The organism is Halomonas alkalicola (assembly GCF_030704205.1).
In the GTDB taxonomy this organism is placed as follows: Bacteria; Pseudomonadota; Gammaproteobacteria; order Pseudomonadales; family Halomonadaceae; genus Halomonas; species Halomonas alkalicola.
Genome location: NZ_CP131913.1, coordinates 2,122,582 through 2,138,942, shown reverse-complemented (window position 1 = coordinate 2,138,942; position 16,361 = coordinate 2,122,582). Strand labels below are relative to the sequence as shown.

The 16,361-nt window shown below is 61.1% G+C and carries 12 protein-coding genes and 1 pseudogene; 7 read left to right on the top strand and 6 right to left on the bottom strand.

Going from position 1 to position 16,361, the window contains the following annotated elements; translation table 11 throughout:
- The first annotated feature begins 141 nt into the window (after positions 1 to 141).
- The gene (locus B6N23_RS10225; protein ID WP_110069447.1) at positions 142 to 1,005 is read left to right on the top strand and encodes a YicC/YloC family endoribonuclease; all 864 of its coding nucleotides are present in this window, start codon (positions 142 to 144) and stop codon (positions 1,003 to 1,005) included.
- Between the two features lie 7 nt (positions 1,006 to 1,012).
- On the opposite strand, the gene ptuB is transcribed toward B6N23_RS10225, so the two are convergent.
- Both ptuB and B6N23_RS10215 read right to left on the bottom strand, forming a co-directional pair.
- Positions 1,013 to 1,642 (bottom strand): retron Ec78 anti-phage system effector HNH endonuclease PtuB, encoded by a 630-nt coding sequence (ptuB, locus tag B6N23_RS10220; RefSeq protein WP_305498482.1) that lies wholly within the window; start codon positions 1,640 to 1,642, stop codon positions 1,013 to 1,015.
- A complete protein-coding gene (locus B6N23_RS10215; RefSeq protein ID WP_305498481.1) occupies positions 1,635 to 2,993 on the bottom strand; it encodes an AAA family ATPase in 1,359 nt (452 codons plus the stop codon). Before B6N23_RS10215 ends, ptuB begins: the two co-directional genes overlap by 8 nt.
- Before the next feature lie 325 nt (positions 2,994 to 3,318).
- Here B6N23_RS10215 and B6N23_RS10210 point away from each other — a divergent pair.
- The 3 genes and pseudogenes from B6N23_RS10210 to B6N23_RS10200 form a co-directional block, all read left to right on the top strand.
- Positions 3,319 to 3,504, top strand: a pseudogene (locus B6N23_RS10210) (transposase); the annotation flags it as partial.
- Between the two features lie 237 nt (positions 3,505 to 3,741).
- Positions 3,742 to 4,302, top strand: a complete 561-nt coding sequence (locus tag B6N23_RS10205; protein WP_305498479.1) for a KwaA family protein — start codon at positions 3,742 to 3,744, stop codon at positions 4,300 to 4,302.
- A gap of 2 nt (positions 4,303 to 4,304) precedes the next feature.
- A complete protein-coding gene (locus tag B6N23_RS10200) occupies positions 4,305 to 5,135 on the top strand; it encodes an ATP F0F1 synthase synthase (RefSeq protein WP_305498476.1) in 831 nt (276 codons plus the stop codon).
- A gap of 334 nt (positions 5,136 to 5,469) precedes the next feature.
- Here the strand turns inward: B6N23_RS10200 and B6N23_RS10195 are convergent, their stop codons facing one another.
- From B6N23_RS10195 to B6N23_RS10180, 4 genes are all read right to left on the bottom strand, one after another.
- On the bottom strand, positions 5,470 to 6,630 hold the full coding sequence (locus B6N23_RS10195) for a restriction endonuclease (protein ID WP_305498474.1): 1,161 nt from the start codon (positions 6,628 to 6,630) through the stop codon (positions 5,470 to 5,472).
- A gap of 78 nt (positions 6,631 to 6,708) precedes the next feature.
- Entirely contained in the window at positions 6,709 to 8,151 is a 1,443-nt protein-coding gene (locus tag B6N23_RS10190; protein ID WP_305498472.1) for a type I restriction-modification system subunit M, read from the bottom strand.
- The gene (locus B6N23_RS10185) at positions 8,148 to 9,629 is read right to left on the bottom strand and encodes a restriction endonuclease subunit S (RefSeq protein ID WP_305498470.1); all 1,482 of its coding nucleotides are present in this window, start codon (positions 9,627 to 9,629) and stop codon (positions 8,148 to 8,150) included. The genes B6N23_RS10190 and B6N23_RS10185 overlap by 4 nt, the downstream gene beginning before the upstream one ends.
- Complete coding sequence (locus tag B6N23_RS10180; RefSeq protein WP_305498452.1) at positions 9,629 to 12,391, bottom strand: type I restriction endonuclease subunit R; 2,763 nt, start codon at positions 12,389 to 12,391, stop codon at positions 9,629 to 9,631. The genes B6N23_RS10185 and B6N23_RS10180 overlap by 1 nt, the downstream gene beginning before the upstream one ends.
- 706 nt (positions 12,392 to 13,097) lie before the next feature.
- On the opposite strand from B6N23_RS10180, the gene gmk reads away from it, so the two are divergent.
- The 3 genes from gmk to B6N23_RS10165 all read left to right on the top strand — a co-directional run bounded on the left by gmk (position 13,098) and on the right by B6N23_RS10165 (position 16,317).
- On the top strand, positions 13,098 to 13,712 hold the full coding sequence (gmk, locus tag B6N23_RS10175; RefSeq protein ID WP_305498450.1) for a guanylate kinase: 615 nt from the start codon (positions 13,098 to 13,100) through the stop codon (positions 13,710 to 13,712).
- Between the two features lie 145 nt (positions 13,713 to 13,857).
- Entirely contained in the window at positions 13,858 to 14,118 is a 261-nt protein-coding gene (gene rpoZ / locus B6N23_RS10170) for a DNA-directed RNA polymerase subunit omega (protein ID WP_169956245.1), read from the top strand.
- Positions 14,119 to 14,184: 66 nt separating this feature from the next.
- Positions 14,185 to 16,317, top strand: coding sequence for a RelA/SpoT family protein (locus B6N23_RS10165; protein WP_305498447.1), 2,133 nt, complete (start codon positions 14,185 to 14,187; stop codon positions 16,315 to 16,317).
- Positions 16,318 to 16,361 lie beyond the last annotated feature (44 nt).

The following is a 16,361-nucleotide window of genomic DNA, read 5'->3' as shown; positions in this document are numbered from 1 at the left end:
TCTTTGGGTCGGGTCTGAAACGCACGGGAATCATGGCTGGCGGCCATTCTACACCCTTGGGCAGCCGCATCGGCGAATCGGGTACACTCGGCCTATCCGACACTTCTGTCCGTTCATCCGCGTCACCCCGGAGTCCTCGCCATGGTCCACAGCATGACCGCCTTCGCCCGCCAGGAGCACACCGCCGACTGGGGCAGCCTGCAGCTCGAGCTGCGCTCGGTGAACCAGCGCTACCTGGAGCCCCACTTCCGCCTGCCGGAGAGCCTGCGCGACCTGGAGCCGGCCTTCCGCGAGGCGCTGCGCGGCCGGCTGGCCCGCGGCAAGGTGGAGGTGAGCCTGCGCTTCGAGGCCGCCGGGGCGGCCGAGGGCCTCAGCGTGAACGCGACGCGGCTGGCGGAACTCGCCCGCGTCCTGGGCGAGGTGCGCCAGGCCGTGGCCGATGCCACCCCGCCCGATGCCCTGGCGCTGCTCGACTACCCCGGCGTGCTGGAGAGCCGCGGCCCCGACCCCGAGAGCGTCAAGGCCGCGGCGCTGGCCCTGTTTCAGGCCGCCCTGGATGACCTGGTGGCCGGTCGCGCCCGGGAGGGCGAGAAGCTCGCCGCCCTGATCCGCGAGCGGCTCGTCGCCATCGAGGCCCTGGTGGCCGAAGTGCGCAGCCTGCTGCCGCAGATACGGGAGCGACAGCGCAGCCTGCTGCTGGAGCGCCTGGAGGCGGTGAAGAGCGAGCTCGACCCCCAGCGCCTGGAGGCCGAACTGACCCTGCTGGCCCAGAAGGCCGACGTGGACGAGGAGCTCGACCGCCTGGCCACCCATGTGGCCGAGGTGGAGCGCCAGCTCAAGCAGAAGGGCCCGGTGGGCCGGCGCCTGGACTTCCTGATGCAGGAGCTCAACCGCGAGGCCAACACCCTCTCCTCGAAGTCGGTGGTGGCCAGCACCACCCGCTGCGCGGTGGAGCTCAAGGTGCTGATCGAGCAGATGAGGGAGCAGATCCAGAACATCGAGTGAGGCGGTTTCATACCGCTGTCAGCAGATGCCGGATAGCGGTTTCAAACGGAAAGCCGGCAATGGCTTGCAGCTCTTCCTCGAGAAACTCCAGGAAGAGTGCCTCGTCGAGCTCGAACCACTCCTGCAGCTCCTCGGCCCGGCTCAGATACCCCTGGAGCGCCGAGCGCCGCATCTGGCGCAGCGCCCCGCGCTCATGGTCGAGGTTGAACACTCGCAGCGTCTCCTCGGCCCGATGGCGCCGGTCGGCTGCCAGATCGTGGCGCAGCGCTATCCCTCCATCGGAGAGGAAGCGCAAGTAGTCGTCAGGATCGTCGACATCTGGCTTGAGAATGTCGCCTGCCCGGTACTCGCTGCGGTCCTTTCGCTTCCCGCAGCTGCCAGACTTGTTGCAGGAGCCAAACAGGTTGTCCCACTGGAAGGTGCCCTCCGGGAAGCGCGACCGCTGCCGAAAGTGCTCGATATGTCGGCGCTCTGGGTGGAGCAGATCCTCGCAGTAGGCGCACCGCTGGCCCTGCATGGCGTCCAGCTGTACCCAGATCTCTCGCTTCTCCGCCGAGCTGATGCGCTGCCAATCCTTCGCGCCACGCCGGTACTGGGCAAGGCATCCCGGGGGCTCCGGTCGCTCCAGCTTATGCATCCGATGACGACTCCCTGCCCTTGATCCTCCGCTTCATCGCCTGGAACCGACGCAGCCGCTCACACTCCAGCATCTCGGGATGCTGCTCGCCGAAGTGCGCCACAAGACGTTCATGAAGGCTACGGGCTTCAGGAGACTGATCGTCGCCGAGCTCGATGGCTCGCCGATAGTCATGAAGCATACGAGCCTCCACCACCTCGGGCACGGGGTCGATGCCCATGATGCGCGACAGCGTCTCGGCGCTGGCCACGCCCAGCGTCTGGTAGTCCGGCTCGATGGAGGTCAGTGACCAGACATGGGCGTTCTCATCCCACTGTGTCTCCAACAAGCGGATGCACTCCCTGGGGACCGTGGTCAGCACCTGCGGACTGTGTGTGGTGACGATGAACTGGATCTCGGGAAAGGTCGCCTGCAGGCTCTGCACCACTCGCTGCTGCCAGGCTGGATGCAGGTGCAGGTCGATCTCATCGATCATCACCACGCCGGGGGTCCGGCTGGCTGCCTCGACACCTAGGTGGGGATTTAGCTTGGCACACCGCCAGGCCATGTCGGCCACCATCGAGACCATGGTGCGCACGCCGTCGCTGAGCAGGCTGACCGGCAGAACGCCCTGGCCTTCCTGCTGCATGGCCAGCTCTTCATGGGTCAGGCTGAAGTGAGTACCCGACCAGCCCTCGGGCTCCAGCACCTTGTCGACCGCTCTCAACACCGCATTGAGCTGCCCCACCAGGCGCCCGGTCCCGTTCTCCTTGCGCTCCTGCTGCTGGAGAACCGCCATCGTGGCCTTACCCATCCACTCCTGAAGCTGCAGGTAGTTGGAGGCCGATGTCAGGCAGTCTTCATAGCCCAGCGTGCGGCTCTCGCTGAGCACCGCCTTGCGCTTGAGGTTCTTGTGGGTCTTCCACAGGCGCCCCGTGCCGTAGTAGCTCACCAGTGGCAGCGTGACAGGCTGAAGGCCCCGTACCTGCCGCATCAGGGCCTTGCCGTACTGGACCAGCGGCGCGGCGTCCTTGACGGTGGTGCGATTCTTCGGCCCCGTCAGCTCACGCGCAACGGAAACCTCACCCTCCTCAAGGTCAGACAGCACCGCGGCAATTCGCACCGGGTACTGCTGCTCCTGCTCAGCCTCCTCGCCTTCTCGCTGGTAGCGGGCATCGGAGCGCTCGATGTGGTGCCCCTTGCCCATGTCGAAAGTCCCCACGAAAGAGCCCAGCAGAATGGCCAGCGCATCGAGCAGGGTGGTCTTGCCCTGGCCGTTGCGAGCGACCAGCACCGTCAGGCGCTCATCCAGCGTGGTGTCGAAATGCACAAGATGCCGGAAGTTGGTGAGGGTCATCCGTTTGAACTTCATGCTCCGGCTCCAGGTGGCATGGGGCTTTTCCACATTCTGCCTTGTTGTGGGCAGCCAGTCATCCGGGCTGCACCTCCCTCATGACTCGCAATTTCTGGGCAGTTTATCGACCTGATTCGCCGGAACAACTTGATAGTCCGGCACCCGATGATTGCGGCGAAACGGCAAAGAAACAGGGAATGAGCCGGTCAAGAATCACCTATCAAACCTTTTCCGCCTGTATGGCCGAAAGCGTCGGCACCGGCACAGTGCGATTGGGATGATCAGCCCAGAGGTCTTCGAGGCCCGAATGATCGCTTAGATCGGTGTCCACCAATGCTGGGTAAGATCAGTTAGGCGCTGGATCTCGGGGCTGACGAACGCACGACTGGAAGGGATGAACGGCCTGTTCCAGGCGGCAAGGTCACGCGCTCGCGGCTACCGTAACGAGGCCAACTTCATCGCCATGATCTACCTGATTGGCAGCCCGGTGGGCCGCCTGTTCGATCAGGCCAAAATCCACGTGAAGTGACGAAGAACCGATCAACCTAACGAACACCGCTGGCGTTCTTCGGTTCTTCGCCGAGGCGCTCAAGAAGTCGGCCCCCTTGCCGAGCACCTTTCAATAGCGTTGCGCTTGGAACTTGAGGCCGCCCACGCGGAGATGTACAATGGATTTTTTACGTATAAATTTTATCGAAAAAATCACAATTAAAGCGCTTTGTGACTGGTTAAGGCCAGCGCTAATTACCGGCAAGGTGACTGAAGGATGATAATAAATACTGCGTTCCGACTCTTGCTAACGCTCAATGCCACATCACTTCTTGTGATTATTTTTCTTGTGCAGAAAGGCTATACTTTAGGCCCTGTTCTCAGTGGCACCGCATGGCTCGATTGGACTGGATTGCTTCCGAACTCAGCGTCTTATCTTATTTATTTTCTTATCCCTGTGCTTTCCACCGGTGGCAGTATTCTGCTGAGCTCCAAGCTGGGAAAAGATGACTTCAAGTCTGGCGAGGTGGAAAGAATAGAGCATGCAAACAACAGTTTTCTCCCCAGTTATCTTGGGTACTTTTTTGTCGCACTAAGCATAGGAAGCTGGGAGGCGCTAGGGTTTGTTTACAGCGTTCTTTTTTTGTTTACGTTCTTATCTCAAGCCCTTTATTTTAACCCTCTCTTTCTATTATTTGGCTATGAATTCTACAACATAACCACAAAGAATGGCACAGCCATTTTTCTGATTAGTCGTCACAAATATAAAAAGCCAGACGAAGTTCAGATCCCGGTAGCATACAGGATCAATAACTACACATTCATAGAGCGGAAGTGAATATGGATCAAGTGCTTGCCAAAGTGAAGAGGAAAAAAAAGAAACAGTACTTCAAGCTGATTTCGGATGAAGCGCTTTTTGATGTTATAGGAGTTGACTTGAACTCCTGCGTAACATACAACCCTGACCACAACTTAGACGAAGACTCTTGGTTTAAGGTCGATCACTTTAGTCAGAAATCATTTTGTATTGATTTTCTGAAAAATAAATTTGATTCAAAAGACTATGACGACTTGACTAAAGATCAGTTTTCTAAGATAGCATATCTTATCTCTGTTCAAGGTGGTGAGTTTTATTTCCAGAAGGTAACGCCTGGGCTATTCATAAAAAGGAAAACACTTGTCTTCGGCGAGACGGCAAAGCTGGAAAAAGGTGAGAGCAGGCTGGTTGTGAATCCAACCCCTGATGCAGTTTATTTTGCAAAAACGGACACTCTAGTTTTTCGTAATCTGGCGACTATTTCCAGTATTTTCAAGGGAATTGACGAACTTTACAAAGAAGCTACTGACAATGAGGTTGAAAGCTTCCTGGCTGAGTCATTCATCGAGCTTAGCGATTCTTATTGCGTGAAAAATGTTTCAAAGCCCAACCGGAAACGAATCGGCCTCGCCATGGCGACCCTGCAAGCCATGTCAGCAGATGATAAAAAACTTATGCTCAGTTACGTTGAGGGCTACTGCAAGGAAAAGCTTAGTTTTGACCATAAAAACCAGAAGTTTGAGATATCCTCTGATAAAGAACTAAAACTTCTTCTCTACGGCATAGAGCAGCGTTTTTACACTACGCCATTTGGTCAAGAGAAAAGACTTGCCAACTCTGTTCAGGCTATATAGTAAAGCGAAATAACCAAACGGTATTAGGGTGAATTGTATCCGCCGTTGGCTTCAAAGCAGCTGCGGCGGGGTAGTAAAGCATTCCCTCAGCTTTCAAATAGTCCCTCGGGAAAACATTAACTTGCTAATTTATTACCTTATCTGAGCCCAATTTTCGATCCGCGCAAGTGGTTGAACACCTTCCCATTAGGCGCCAGAGAAGAAGAAAAGAGGTTTGACCATTAAGAAACTGCATGATTATTTCAATCTCAGGCGAATGAAATTTTAGCATAGATGTCGGGATTCGCCTGATTGTTATCGCCTTGTCGGCGACGTTTCCCTGAAAATTATCACTTCACGTAGCCATCTCCTCTGAAACTTCAAAGGTACTTGTATCGAGCTCCAGCAGCTCAACGGGGCGGCTCTTCCGGATACCTACCTGATTCTCTATTAGCATCTCGATCAGCCGTTCTCCATCAATCAGTGTGATGGGGGCTGCACCAGGGAAGAGTGCCGCTTGCTCGCAGCTACTGGCGAACTTCCCAAGGGTGATGAGGGTTCCTCGGATCGCCTTGTGGTAGGGAAGCGCCCCTCGGAGCTGGTCAACCACCGGGCGGGTAATGCTACCCTGCTGCCGCTTGACCTGGACGACCTCGGTAATCGTTGTGATGCCCACCTGCACACTGCCAACGACGTCGACCCCCTTGTCACCGGATGCCTTGGTCACTTCGACGTCTTCATAGCCCATGGTTCTCAGCAGCTCACCGATCAGCGCTTCAAACTGATAGGGGTCCATCTTGCCAAGGTAGTCCCTCAACTGCTGCTTCTGCTGCTGGTTGTAGCGATTGACCCCGTCGATGATGGCCTTGCGTGGGTCATCTGGCCGCTCTGGCAGGCTCCCCTTGAGCCAGGAAAGGCCGGTAGGCGATATCTGGTACCGATTGCCCTGCCGCTCGACCAGCCCCCGGTCCACAAGGTTGCTCAGCCTCTGATGCAGGGTGGTCTTGCAGGACGACTCGGAGGCAAAGTTGGACACCTTGTGCAGGTACGACATCCATTCAGGTAGGAGGTCACTGCGCTTCGCCATCTCAAAGCCAGAGAGCAGCTCAAGAACGGCCAGCAGGCCTTCCTCATCATCGACCTGCCTCAAGGTCGCTTCATCACCCTTCAGGAACTTCTCGCCACGCTCCGATGGCTGCCATCTCCCCTCGCCATCAGCTTCCATCAGGGCGTAGTTGTTGATGAACATCCAGCTGCCATAGCTGTGGCGGGGGTGCATGACATGGCCGTCGGTTTGCCAGATTTTCAGGGCCAGCGCTTCATGGTCCCCCTGCAACCGCTCGATGATCCAAGTGTCGGGATCCGACCAGTCCACTGGATTCTGAGGCGTCCCGGTCTGGTCGTGGATCGCCGTGATCATGTCGCGCACGGCCTTGGGCGGCGTGCCTGTGGACGCTTTCATCAAGGCCGCTGCCTGCGCATAGGTGGGAAAAAGTGGTGTCCGTACCTTCTTCATCGAGAAACTCCCTGTGGATATCTCAATCGGTTGAGGCGCCTCGTATTGCCACTGGCAACCAGGCGCCTGCAAGCTGGCTTACTCCACCTCCCCCGCCAACTCCGCGCTTACGCTGCGGAACTGCTCCAGGGCGGCTTCCAGGTTCTCGACAATCTCGGTGGCCAGCACGTCCGGCTCCGGCAGGCTGTCGATGTCCTCCAGGCTGTCGTCCTTGAGCCAGAAGATATCCAGGTTGAGCTTGTCACGCTGGATCAGCTCGTCATAGCTGAAGCGGCGGAAGCGCTCGGTCTCCTGGCGCTCGTGGTAGCAGCTTACGAAATCATCGAGGTCGGCGTGGGTCAGCCGCTTGGTCTTCAGGGTCTTGTGGACGTTCGTGCGGTAGTCGTAGACCCACAGCTCCTGGGTCTGGGCCTCGCGAGCGGCGGGGCGCTTGTCGAAGAACAGCACGTTGGCCTTCACCCCGGGGCTGTACCAGATGCCAGTGGGCAGGCGCAGCAGGGTGTGAAAATTGAAGCCCTCCAGCAGACGCTTGCGGATGCCTTCACCCGCCCGACCTGCCTCGAACAGGACGTTGTCGGGCAACACCACGCCGGCACGGCCATGGGTGTCGAGGATGGTCATGATGTGCTGGAGGAAGTTGAACTGCTTGTTCGAGGTGGAGAACTTGAAGTCCTCACGCTCGTAGCTCTCCCGTTCGGTGCTCACCGAGCCGTCTTCCCCCACCACCTTGTAGCTGGACTTCTTGCCGAAGGGCGGGTTGGTCAGCACCACGTCGAAGCGTTTGCCACCGTCGCCGGAGAGGGCATCCCCCTGCTGAACGGGGCTGCCGCCGTTGCCGATGCCGTGCAGGTAGAGGTTCATGGCACACAGCCGCACCACCTCATCGACGATATCCACGCCGTGCAGGGCGCTATGCTTGAGCTGACGCAGCTTCTCGCGGTCCTGGCTCTGGGTCTTCATGTGCTCGAAGGCGGAGAGCAGGAAGCCCCCGGTGCCACAGGCGGGGTCGCAGACGGTCTCGTCGATCCGCGGGTTCACGCACTTCACGATGGCGTCGATCACCGGGCGCGGGGTGAAGTACTGGCCGGCGCCAGAGCGCACCTCGGAGGCGTTGCGCTCCAGCAGCCCCTCGTAGATCTCGCCCTTCACGTCGACCTTGAGGCCGATCCAGGGGCCCTCCCTGTCGATCAGGCTGACCACGCGCTTGAGCTTGGCCGGGTCGGAGAGCTTGTTCTGGGACTTGCGGAAGATGGTGCCGATCAGGCCGCTCTCGCGGGCCAGGCCCTCCAGGGTGTGGCGGTACTGCAGCTCCAGATCATCGCCGTCCTTCTCCACCAGCTTGGCCCAGCGCCACTGGCTGGGGATGCAGGTCTCCTCACCCAGCAACTCTACCCGCTCCTCGTCCATCTTGAGGAACAGCAGGTAGGTGATCTGCTCGATGTAGTCGCCGTAGGAGACCCCCTGGTCGCGCAGCACATGGGCGTAGTTCCAGACCTTGGAGACGAGTTGTTCGTTGCTCATGCAGTGACCTTCTTGCGGGTGCGTTTCTTGGGGACGGCGGCGTCACGTTCGGCGCGGATGCGGGCCAGCAACTCGTTGGCGGGCTCATCGTTGGGGTCCTGGGGTACCAGCTTGCCGGCAAAGGCGTCCTTGAGGATGGACTGGCGCAGGGCGGCGGAGCGGGTAAGTTCAGTTTCGCACCATGTGGCGAGGGCTTCTGAAGTATAAAAAGCCTCGTCAACTCGAGTAGCTATCTCCCTCATTTCATCAATTGAAGGAAGTGGCATGACAAACGATTTGACCTTTGATCCATTCAATGCCGGCTGGTTTCCGCCCTGCCCAGCCCTCCTGCTTTCTTGATACCTTCCCATCAAGTAATAATAGACATAATCACAAGGAATGCCGCTTTCTGAGACCCTTATGGCTGCAGAATTTTGATTATTACACGCGGGGATATCCAAGATTGCAGCCTGCCCCCGAGTCTTACCCTCCCCAATCATGGCCAATAAAACCGTTCCCTCAGGATGCAGCTTTGTCGAACAGCTTTGATAGCCTGCCTCTGTGATCTTTTCCTCAGTATTTTTGATTCGGCAAAAAGCAACTTCGCCACTGCTCACCCAAGGAATATCACCATTCCAATGTTTGGAGTCTTTTCTAGAAGGTGTGGCTCCACCATAAACGTCGAATAGTTGTTCAAAGCTAGCCCACGCCCATCCCTCGGGTAGCTCTGGCATGTCGCTGGTATCCGACGCCACGGGCTCCTTGTACTTGCCCCGCCCCTGCCAATTCTCGCGACGGGCCTGGAGGATACGCTCCAGCAGGTCATGCCCCGACTCAAGGCGATCAGCGTTCTCGGACCGCCAGTCGGCGGTCAGTTGGCCAGTGACGGCGGCCTTGAGGACGGACTGGCGATAGCGAGCCAGCAGCTGCTGCACGCCGCGCGGACTGGCCTCGCCGTGGTCTAGCTGGACAAAAAGAGACTCGATTTTATCGACGATGCGACGTTGCTCGTTGAGAGGAGGGAAAGGAAGTGTTATTCGACGAATACTGTCTTGGGAGATATTCCGCATAGACTGCTGGGCGCCAGTTGCAAGCGATTCAATCTGAACCCTCCCACCTCTGGAATTGATATATAGATTCACCCATTTTTCAAAACCATCGACCAGACAAAGCCGCAATACCTTGTCGCTTAACTGGAGAGCCCTCTGGATCTCCCCAACTATTACACTCGCTCCGACCAACTCTATCGTATTGGCTCGGCTCATCAGAAGGTCACCACTTCTGATCAAGTACCGCTCATCACGGTGCTCTTCTTTCTGAATTGTTTTGCTCTCATCTTGCCGAAACTGACCCCAAGAAACAGCGCTGACCTTAACAATGCCTGTTTCATCACCAACAGGTGGACGCTCAATGCAACGATAGTTCTTTCCGGCTTCAATTTTTCTGATGATATCGCCAAGAGAGATCATCACCCAGTTGCCTGGCAGGTCATTAACCATCACGCCACCAGTGCCTCTTGCAGCTCATTTAGCATCTCATTCAATCCATTACCCAGTACCTGTCTGGCGCGGAGGATACCACCCTGGTCGGCCAGGCTGGGCACTTCCATGAAATCCCGCGGGGCGATCTCGGCATTGGCGGCGAGGTAGGCGGCGATGGAACGCAGCCACGCCTCCTGCTCAGCGTTATATTCGCGCCCGGCCTTCTTCTCGCGGCCCAGCCAGAGATTGAAGCGGCGCTCCACCACGGCATCAATGGGCTCCAAGGTGTCAGTCTGCCCCAAGGCATAGCGCACCAGGCTGACCACCTCGGTGAGCTGCTCATCCACCGGTGCACCGCGCACCTGAGAGGCCTCCAGGCGCTTGTAGGCCTGCCAGACGTTGGCCACCGCCAGGTGAGGAGGCTTCTCCAGCATCGCATTGACCAGCTCGCGGATGGCGGCATAGGTGAGCCGCTGCTGGCCCAGCGGCTGGTTATAGAGGATCTGCAGGGCGGTCAACTCGTCGCGGTGCTCCTCGATGAAGGCCTTGAAGCTGCTGATGGTCTGCTCGGCCCGCTGATGGTCGAAGTCGGCGTGCACCAGGGCATCGGTGGTCACCTCGTCGATGACGATATCGCGCTTCTGCTTGATCTCCTTGAGCAGGGTGCGCAGCGCCGGCCTGTCGAAGGGCCGGCAGGCCTCGTCCAGCCGCTCCTGTACCACGGCCTGCTCCTGCTCCGGCGTGGGAGCCGGCCCATGCCGCTCGGAGATGGCGGCCTGCTGGCTGTCCGGGTCGATGGCATCGAGCAGCCGGTTGGCGAGCTGACGAGGCGCCTGACCGCCGCTGGCCTCAGCCAGGCGGGTACGGTCCTCATCGGTCAGCTTGCGATCCAGGGCGGCTAGGCGAGCCGCCAGGGAGGAGACGGCGTCCTCATCGCGCCGGCCCATGGCCACCTGCTCCAAAAGGGCATCGAAGCTGAGCGTGGGCTTGCGCTCCAGGGGCTGGCTGGCGTTCTTCTTCGATTCCGTCACCCCCACGGCATCGATCAGGATGAAGCGTGTCTTGGTTTCGGCGTCCGGCGTCACCGCCTTGAGGTCGGCGTCGGGGATGGTGCGCACGCCGCGCCCCTTCATCTGCTCGTAGTAGCCCTCGGACTTCACGTCGCGCATGAAGATCAGCACCTCCACCGGCTTGATGTCGGTGCCGGTGGCGATCATGTCCACGGTGACGGCGACCCGCGGCATGGGGTCGACCCGGAACGCCTTGATCAGCGCCTTGGGGTCCTCGCCGCTGTTGCGGTAGGTGATCTTCTTGGCGAAGTCGTTGCCCTCGCCGAACACCTCGCGCACGGCGTGGACGATCTCCTCGGCGTGGTTGTCGTCCTTGGCGAAGATCAGCGTCTTGGGCAGCCACTCCCCCGTGCGCTCCGGGAAGAGCTCGGTGAATACCCGGTCGCGGTAGGTCTGCAACACGGTGCGGATCTGGTTGGGGTTCACCACCGAGCGGTCGAGCTCCTTGCCGGTGTACTCGAACTCCTCGTCCAGGGTCTCGTAGCGCATCTTGCGGGTGCGCCGGTCGCGCACCGGCACCTGGTAGCCCACGTCGCCGGGCTCCACCTTGCCCCCCTCCTCGGTGACCCGGGTGCGGATGCGGTAGATCTCGTAGCCGACGTTGACGCCATCGGCCACCGAGCGCTCGTAGGGGTACTCCGCCACCAGGTTCTGGTTGAAGAAGCCCAGGGTGTGCTTGGAAGGGGTCGCCGTCAGGCCGATCAGCGAGGCGTCGAAATACTCCAGCACCTGTCGCCACAGTCCGTAGATCGAACGGTGACATTCGTCGGTGATGATGAAGTCGAAGGTCTCGATAGGGATCTCAGGGTTGTAGCCGAGGGGCAGCGGGTCCCCCTGCTCGACCTCCCACTGTTCGAAGGCCGAGGCCTCCTCGTCGGCTTCCTCCAACGGCTTGCCGCGCAACATGGCATAGAGGCGCTGGATGGTGGTGATCACCACCTTGGCATCGGGGTCGATGTGGTGCCCGTGCAGGTGCTGAACGATGTAGGTGTCGGTGAAGCGGTTGGCCGCGCCCACCGGCTGGAAGTTCTGAAACTCCTTGAGGGTCTGGTCGCCGAGGTTGTTGCGGTCGACCAGGAACAGGATGCGCTTGGCTCCGGCATGGCGAATCAGGCGATAGGAGAAACTGCAGGCGGTGAAGGTCTTGCCCGCGCCGGTGGCCAGCTGGATCAGCGCCCTCAGGCGGTCTTCCGCCAGCGATCCCTCCAGGCCCTGGATAGCCTCGATCTGACAGTCACGCAGGCCCTGGGTCTCAAGCGAGGGCATGTGGCGCAGCCGGGCACGCAGGGTCTCCGGCTGGCGTAGCCACTCATGCAGCGTTTCCGGGCGGTGGAAGGCAAACAGCCGGCGAGAGCGCGGCTTGGGGTCGCGCAGGTCGCAGAAGAAGGTCTCATCCCCGGTGCTCTCGTAGTGGTAGACGAGCCGCTGCTCCCAGCGTGCCAGGTGCTCGGGCAGCTGGGCCACGTACTTGGCCGACTGTTCGGCTACGCCACTGAGCGTCACCCCGGCCTTCTTGGCTTCGATGACGCCGGCCGCCTTGCCGTCGATGAACAGCAGGTAGTCGCAGTAGCCGGCGGGCAGGTGGAACTCCCGCACGGCCACTCCCAACGCCGCCTGTCGGTCGAAGTAACTTCTGTCCTGAATCACCCAGCCGGCATCGCGCAGCAGCTGGTCGATTCGGGTCCTGGCCTGCTCTTCCGGTTGTTGCACAGCGTTCCCCTTCTTTCCCTGGTCATCGCGTGGGTGATCCCACGTCTGCTCTGGCAGCCCTTCCCTGGCGGCCCTGATCAGCCGGCAGCCCTTGCTCAGCGCTTTGCGGCGCCACATGGCGAAAAGGTGCTACCCCAAGAGTACCGGCTAATGCGCAGGTTTTCCTGTTGGAGCTAAGGCCGTTGAGCCCTAGCTGATGGCGGCAATGACGGGCAGCGCCTTCAATACCGCCGGGGCGCCTGCGGCGCCATTCGCTCGGGGAACCCGAGCTCCTACTGGGCAATGTCACGCCAGCCTGCGAAGAATCCAATTCTTCATGTCGGCCTTGCACAGATACGATGCACGGTAGAAGGCATGCCGGAAGCTCTCGACATCACCTCGGTTGCTCCAGTACGCCGGGTTCTGAGGAACAGGAGTCCAGAGCTTCTCGGGTTCCACTCCATCCCCAGAGCGCTGTACCAAGCTATTGAGACTCAGCTGAAGAGGTTTTCGTTGGGAGAGCATGCCCTGCCTGGCAGGTGGTAGACGTCTCGATGCAGCGTCACCCTGTCACTGATCGCGGTAGGTATGACGAGATCGACTCTGAAGGCCAGCACTCGAGGCTAGTCGCTGGTAGGCCTGCAGCGCGCCGCCGATTCATGCGATACTGCGCGCTTTCCTTCGGCCCATGCCGCTTCATCCAGCTGCCATAACAGGGATGCCGACCATGCCACAGGGTACCCTCTTCATCGTTTCCGCCCCCTCCGGTGCCGGCAAGACCAGCCTGGTGCGCGAGCTGATCGAGAGCCTCGACGGCATCCAGGTCTCGGTATCGCACACCACCCGGGCCATGCGCAACGGCGAGGTGGACGGGGTCAACTACCACTTCGTTGACGTGGCGGCCTTCGAGGCGATGATCGAGCGCGGCGAGTTCTTCGAACACGCCCGGGTCTTCGACAACTACTACGGCACCTCGCGTCCCGCAGTACAGGCCGCCCTGGCCGCCGGCCAGGACGTGATCCTGGAGATCGACTGGCAGGGCGCCCGCCAGGTGCGTCAGCAGATGCCCGATGCGGTCTCCATCTTCATCCTTCCCCCCTCCCGGGAGGAGCTGGAGCGCCGCCTGGCCAGCCGCGGCACCGACGAGCACGCGGTGATCGAGCGGCGCATGCGCGACGCGGTCAGCGAGATGTCCCACCACGACGAATACGACTACCTGGTGATCAACGACGATTTCACCACCGCCCTGCGCGAGCTTCAGGCGCTGGTGATCGCCCAGCGGCTGAGCCACGAGCGAGCCGGCCAGGCCCACGCCCCGCTGCTGCAGGCGCTGCTCTGCTGAGCTTGACAAGCGCTGCACTGCAGCGCTTGTCAGGGCAACCGGCGGTCGAGTAACCTATCAGGTCTACCCATAGGTGGAATCCGTCCACACGCCCACCGCGTGTGCAGCGCCGGGTTCCCGCACGCTTTACAGGAAGGCACCCCCCATGGCGCGAGTCACAGTCGAAGATTGTCTGGAAAATGTCGAGAACCGCTTCAAGCTGGTGATGATCTCCACCGCACGCGCACGCCAGCTGGCACGCGGCTCTCGCGATGCCCAGCTGCCCTGGGAGAACGACAAGCCCACCGTGGTCGCCCTGCGCGAGATCGCCGCCGGCCTGGTCGACGCCAGCGTCCTCGACGAGCCGGTCGAGCCCGCCGTGCGCCCGGTGCGCGAGCCCTACTTCGGCGGCGCCGGCGAGGAGTGATCCACGACGGCGCCAGGGCGCCGTTATCCTTCCCAGGACACTCACGCAGGAATCAGGGCGCGCCGCATGTTCACCATCGATGACCTCGCCGACCGCCTCGGCGGCTACCTTCCCCAGAGCGAGATCCAGCAGGTCAAGCGCGCCTTCTACTATGCCGAGCAGGCCCACGACGGCCAGCGCCGGCGCTCCGGCGAGCCCTATGTCACCCACCCCCTCGCCGTCGCCAATATCCTCGCCAACATGCACATGGACCATCAGAGCCTGATGGCGGCCATGCTGCATGACGTCATCGAGGATACCGGGGTCGGCAAGGAGGCACTGGCCGAGCAGTTCGGCAAGCCGGTGGCGGAGCTCGTCGACGGGGTCTCCAAGCTGACCCAGATCGCCTTCGAGGACAAGGCGGTCGCCCAGGCCGAGAACTTCCAGAAGATGGTGCTGGCGATGTCCCGGGACATCCGGGTCATCATCGTCAAGCTCGCCGACCGCCTGCACAATATGCGCACCCTGGGGGCGCTGCGCCCGGAGAAGAAGCGCCGCATCGCCCGCGAGACCCTGGAGATCTACGCCCGCATCGCCAGCCGCCTGGGCATCAACACCATCCGCGTGGAGCTGGAGGATCTCTCCTTCCAGGCGCTGCATCCGATGCGCGCCGAGCGCATCAAGCGCGCCGTCTCCAGCGCCCGGGGGAACCGCCGCTCGGCGATCCGTCAGATCCAGAACAACCTGCAGAAGAGCCTCGACGACGAGGGGCTCTCCGGCACCGTGGTCGGCCGCCAGAAGCACCTGCTGTCGATCTACAAGAAGATGCGCGACCAGCGCAAGTCGTTCGCCGAGATCATGGACGTGTTCGGCTTCCGCATCATCTGCGAGGACGTCGACAGCTGCTATCGCATCCTCGGCGTGGTGCACAACCTCTACAAGCCGGTGCCGGGGCGCTTCAAGGACTACATCGCCATCCCCAAGGCCAACGGCTACCAGAGCCTGCATACCTCGCTGTTCGGCGCCAATGGCATGCCCATCGAGGTGCAGATCCGCACCCGCGAGATGGAGGCCATGGCCAACAACGGCATCGCCGCCCACTGGCTCTACAAGGCCGGCCAGACCCAGCACCCCATCGCCGAGGGCAGCCACGCCCGGGCCCGCTCCTGGATCAAGGGGCTACTGGAGATGCAGCGCCACGCCGGGGACTCCCTGGAGTTCATCGAGCACGTCAAGAATGACCTCTTCCCCGACGATATCTACGTGTTCACGCCCAAGGGCGACATCATGGAGCTGCCCCAGGGCGCCACGGTGATCGACTTCGCCTACAGCGTGCATACCGATATCGGCAACAGCACCATCGCCTGTCGCATCGACCGCCACCTGGCCCCGCTCTCCACCCGGCTGGAGAGCGGCCAGACCCTGGACATCATCACCGCCCCGGGCGCACGACCCAACCTGGCCTGGCTCAACTTCGTCGCCACCGCCAAGGCGCGCTCGGCGATCCGCCACGCCCTCAAGCACCAGCAGCATACCGAGGCGGTCCAGCTCGGCCGGCGGCTGCTCAACAAGTCCCTGGCGGAGTTCGAGACCAGCCTGGAGGAGCTCCCCGACGGGCCGCTGGCCACGCTGCTGGGCGAGCTCGGCCTGAAGAACGAGGATGTCCTGCTGGAATCCATCGGCCTGGGCACCCGGGTCGCCCATGTGGTGGCACGCCGCCTGCTCGACCTGCAGCACGGCGAGCGCCCCGCGGGCAAGGGCGAGCCGCGTGCCCATGGCCCCATCCTGATCAGCGGTGCCGAAGGCATGGTGATCAAGTTCGCCCGCTGCTGCCACCCGCTGCCCGGCGACCCCGTCATCGGCCACCTCTCGGTGGGCAAGGGCATCGTGGTGCATCGCGCCGAGTGCCGTAACCTGGGCGAACTCAGGAACGATCCGGACAAGCTGTTTGCCCTGGAGTGGTCCGACGACATTGCCGAGGACTTCCCGGTGGCGCTGCGCCTGGAGGTGCAGAGCCGACGCGGCCTGGTGGCCGAACTGGCCGGCCTGGTCACCGATGCCGAGGCCAACATCGAGCGCATCGGCATCGAGGAGCGCGACGCCCGCCTGGCCACCGTCAACCTGACCCTCTCGGTGCGTGACCGCGTCCACCTGGCGCGCATCATCAAGCGGCTGCGCAACCTCTCCCACGTCGAGCGCATCACCCGCCTCGGCAACTGAGCTTCCCCCGCCGGTCCGGCAACGCCCAGCCGGGGCGGCCGGGC

Excerpts from the sequence above, each read along its gene's own strand:
- B6N23_RS10200 (WP_305498476.1), top strand. The coding sequence starts at position 4,305 with ATGGATCAAGTGCTTGCCAAAGTGAAGAGGAAAAAAAAGAAACAGTAC.
- gmk (WP_305498450.1), top strand. The coding sequence starts at position 13,098 with ATGCCACAGGGTACCCTCTTCATCGTTTCCGCCCCCTCCGGTGCCGGC.
- B6N23_RS10190 (WP_305498472.1), bottom strand. The coding sequence starts at position 8,151 with ATGAGCAACGAACAACTCGTCTCCAAGGTCTGGAACTACGCCCATGTG.
- ptuB (WP_305498482.1), bottom strand. The coding sequence starts at position 1,642 with ATGCATAAGCTGGAGCGACCGGAGCCCCCGGGATGCCTTGCCCAGTAC.
- B6N23_RS10205 (WP_305498479.1), top strand. The coding sequence starts at position 3,742 with ATGATAATAAATACTGCGTTCCGACTCTTGCTAACGCTCAATGCCACA.
- B6N23_RS10165 (WP_305498447.1), top strand. The coding sequence starts at position 14,185 with ATGTTCACCATCGATGACCTCGCCGACCGCCTCGGCGGCTACCTTCCC.
- B6N23_RS10225 (WP_110069447.1), top strand. The coding sequence starts at position 142 with ATGGTCCACAGCATGACCGCCTTCGCCCGCCAGGAGCACACCGCCGAC.
- B6N23_RS10195 (WP_305498474.1), bottom strand. The coding sequence starts at position 6,630 with ATGAAGAAGGTACGGACACCACTTTTTCCCACCTATGCGCAGGCAGCG.
- rpoZ (WP_169956245.1), top strand. The coding sequence starts at position 13,858 with ATGGCGCGAGTCACAGTCGAAGATTGTCTGGAAAATGTCGAGAACCGC.
- B6N23_RS10215 (WP_305498481.1), bottom strand. The coding sequence starts at position 2,993 with ATGAAGTTCAAACGGATGACCCTCACCAACTTCCGGCATCTTGTGCAT.
- B6N23_RS10185 (WP_305498470.1), bottom strand. The coding sequence starts at position 9,629 with ATGGTTAATGACCTGCCAGGCAACTGGGTGATGATCTCTCTTGGCGAT.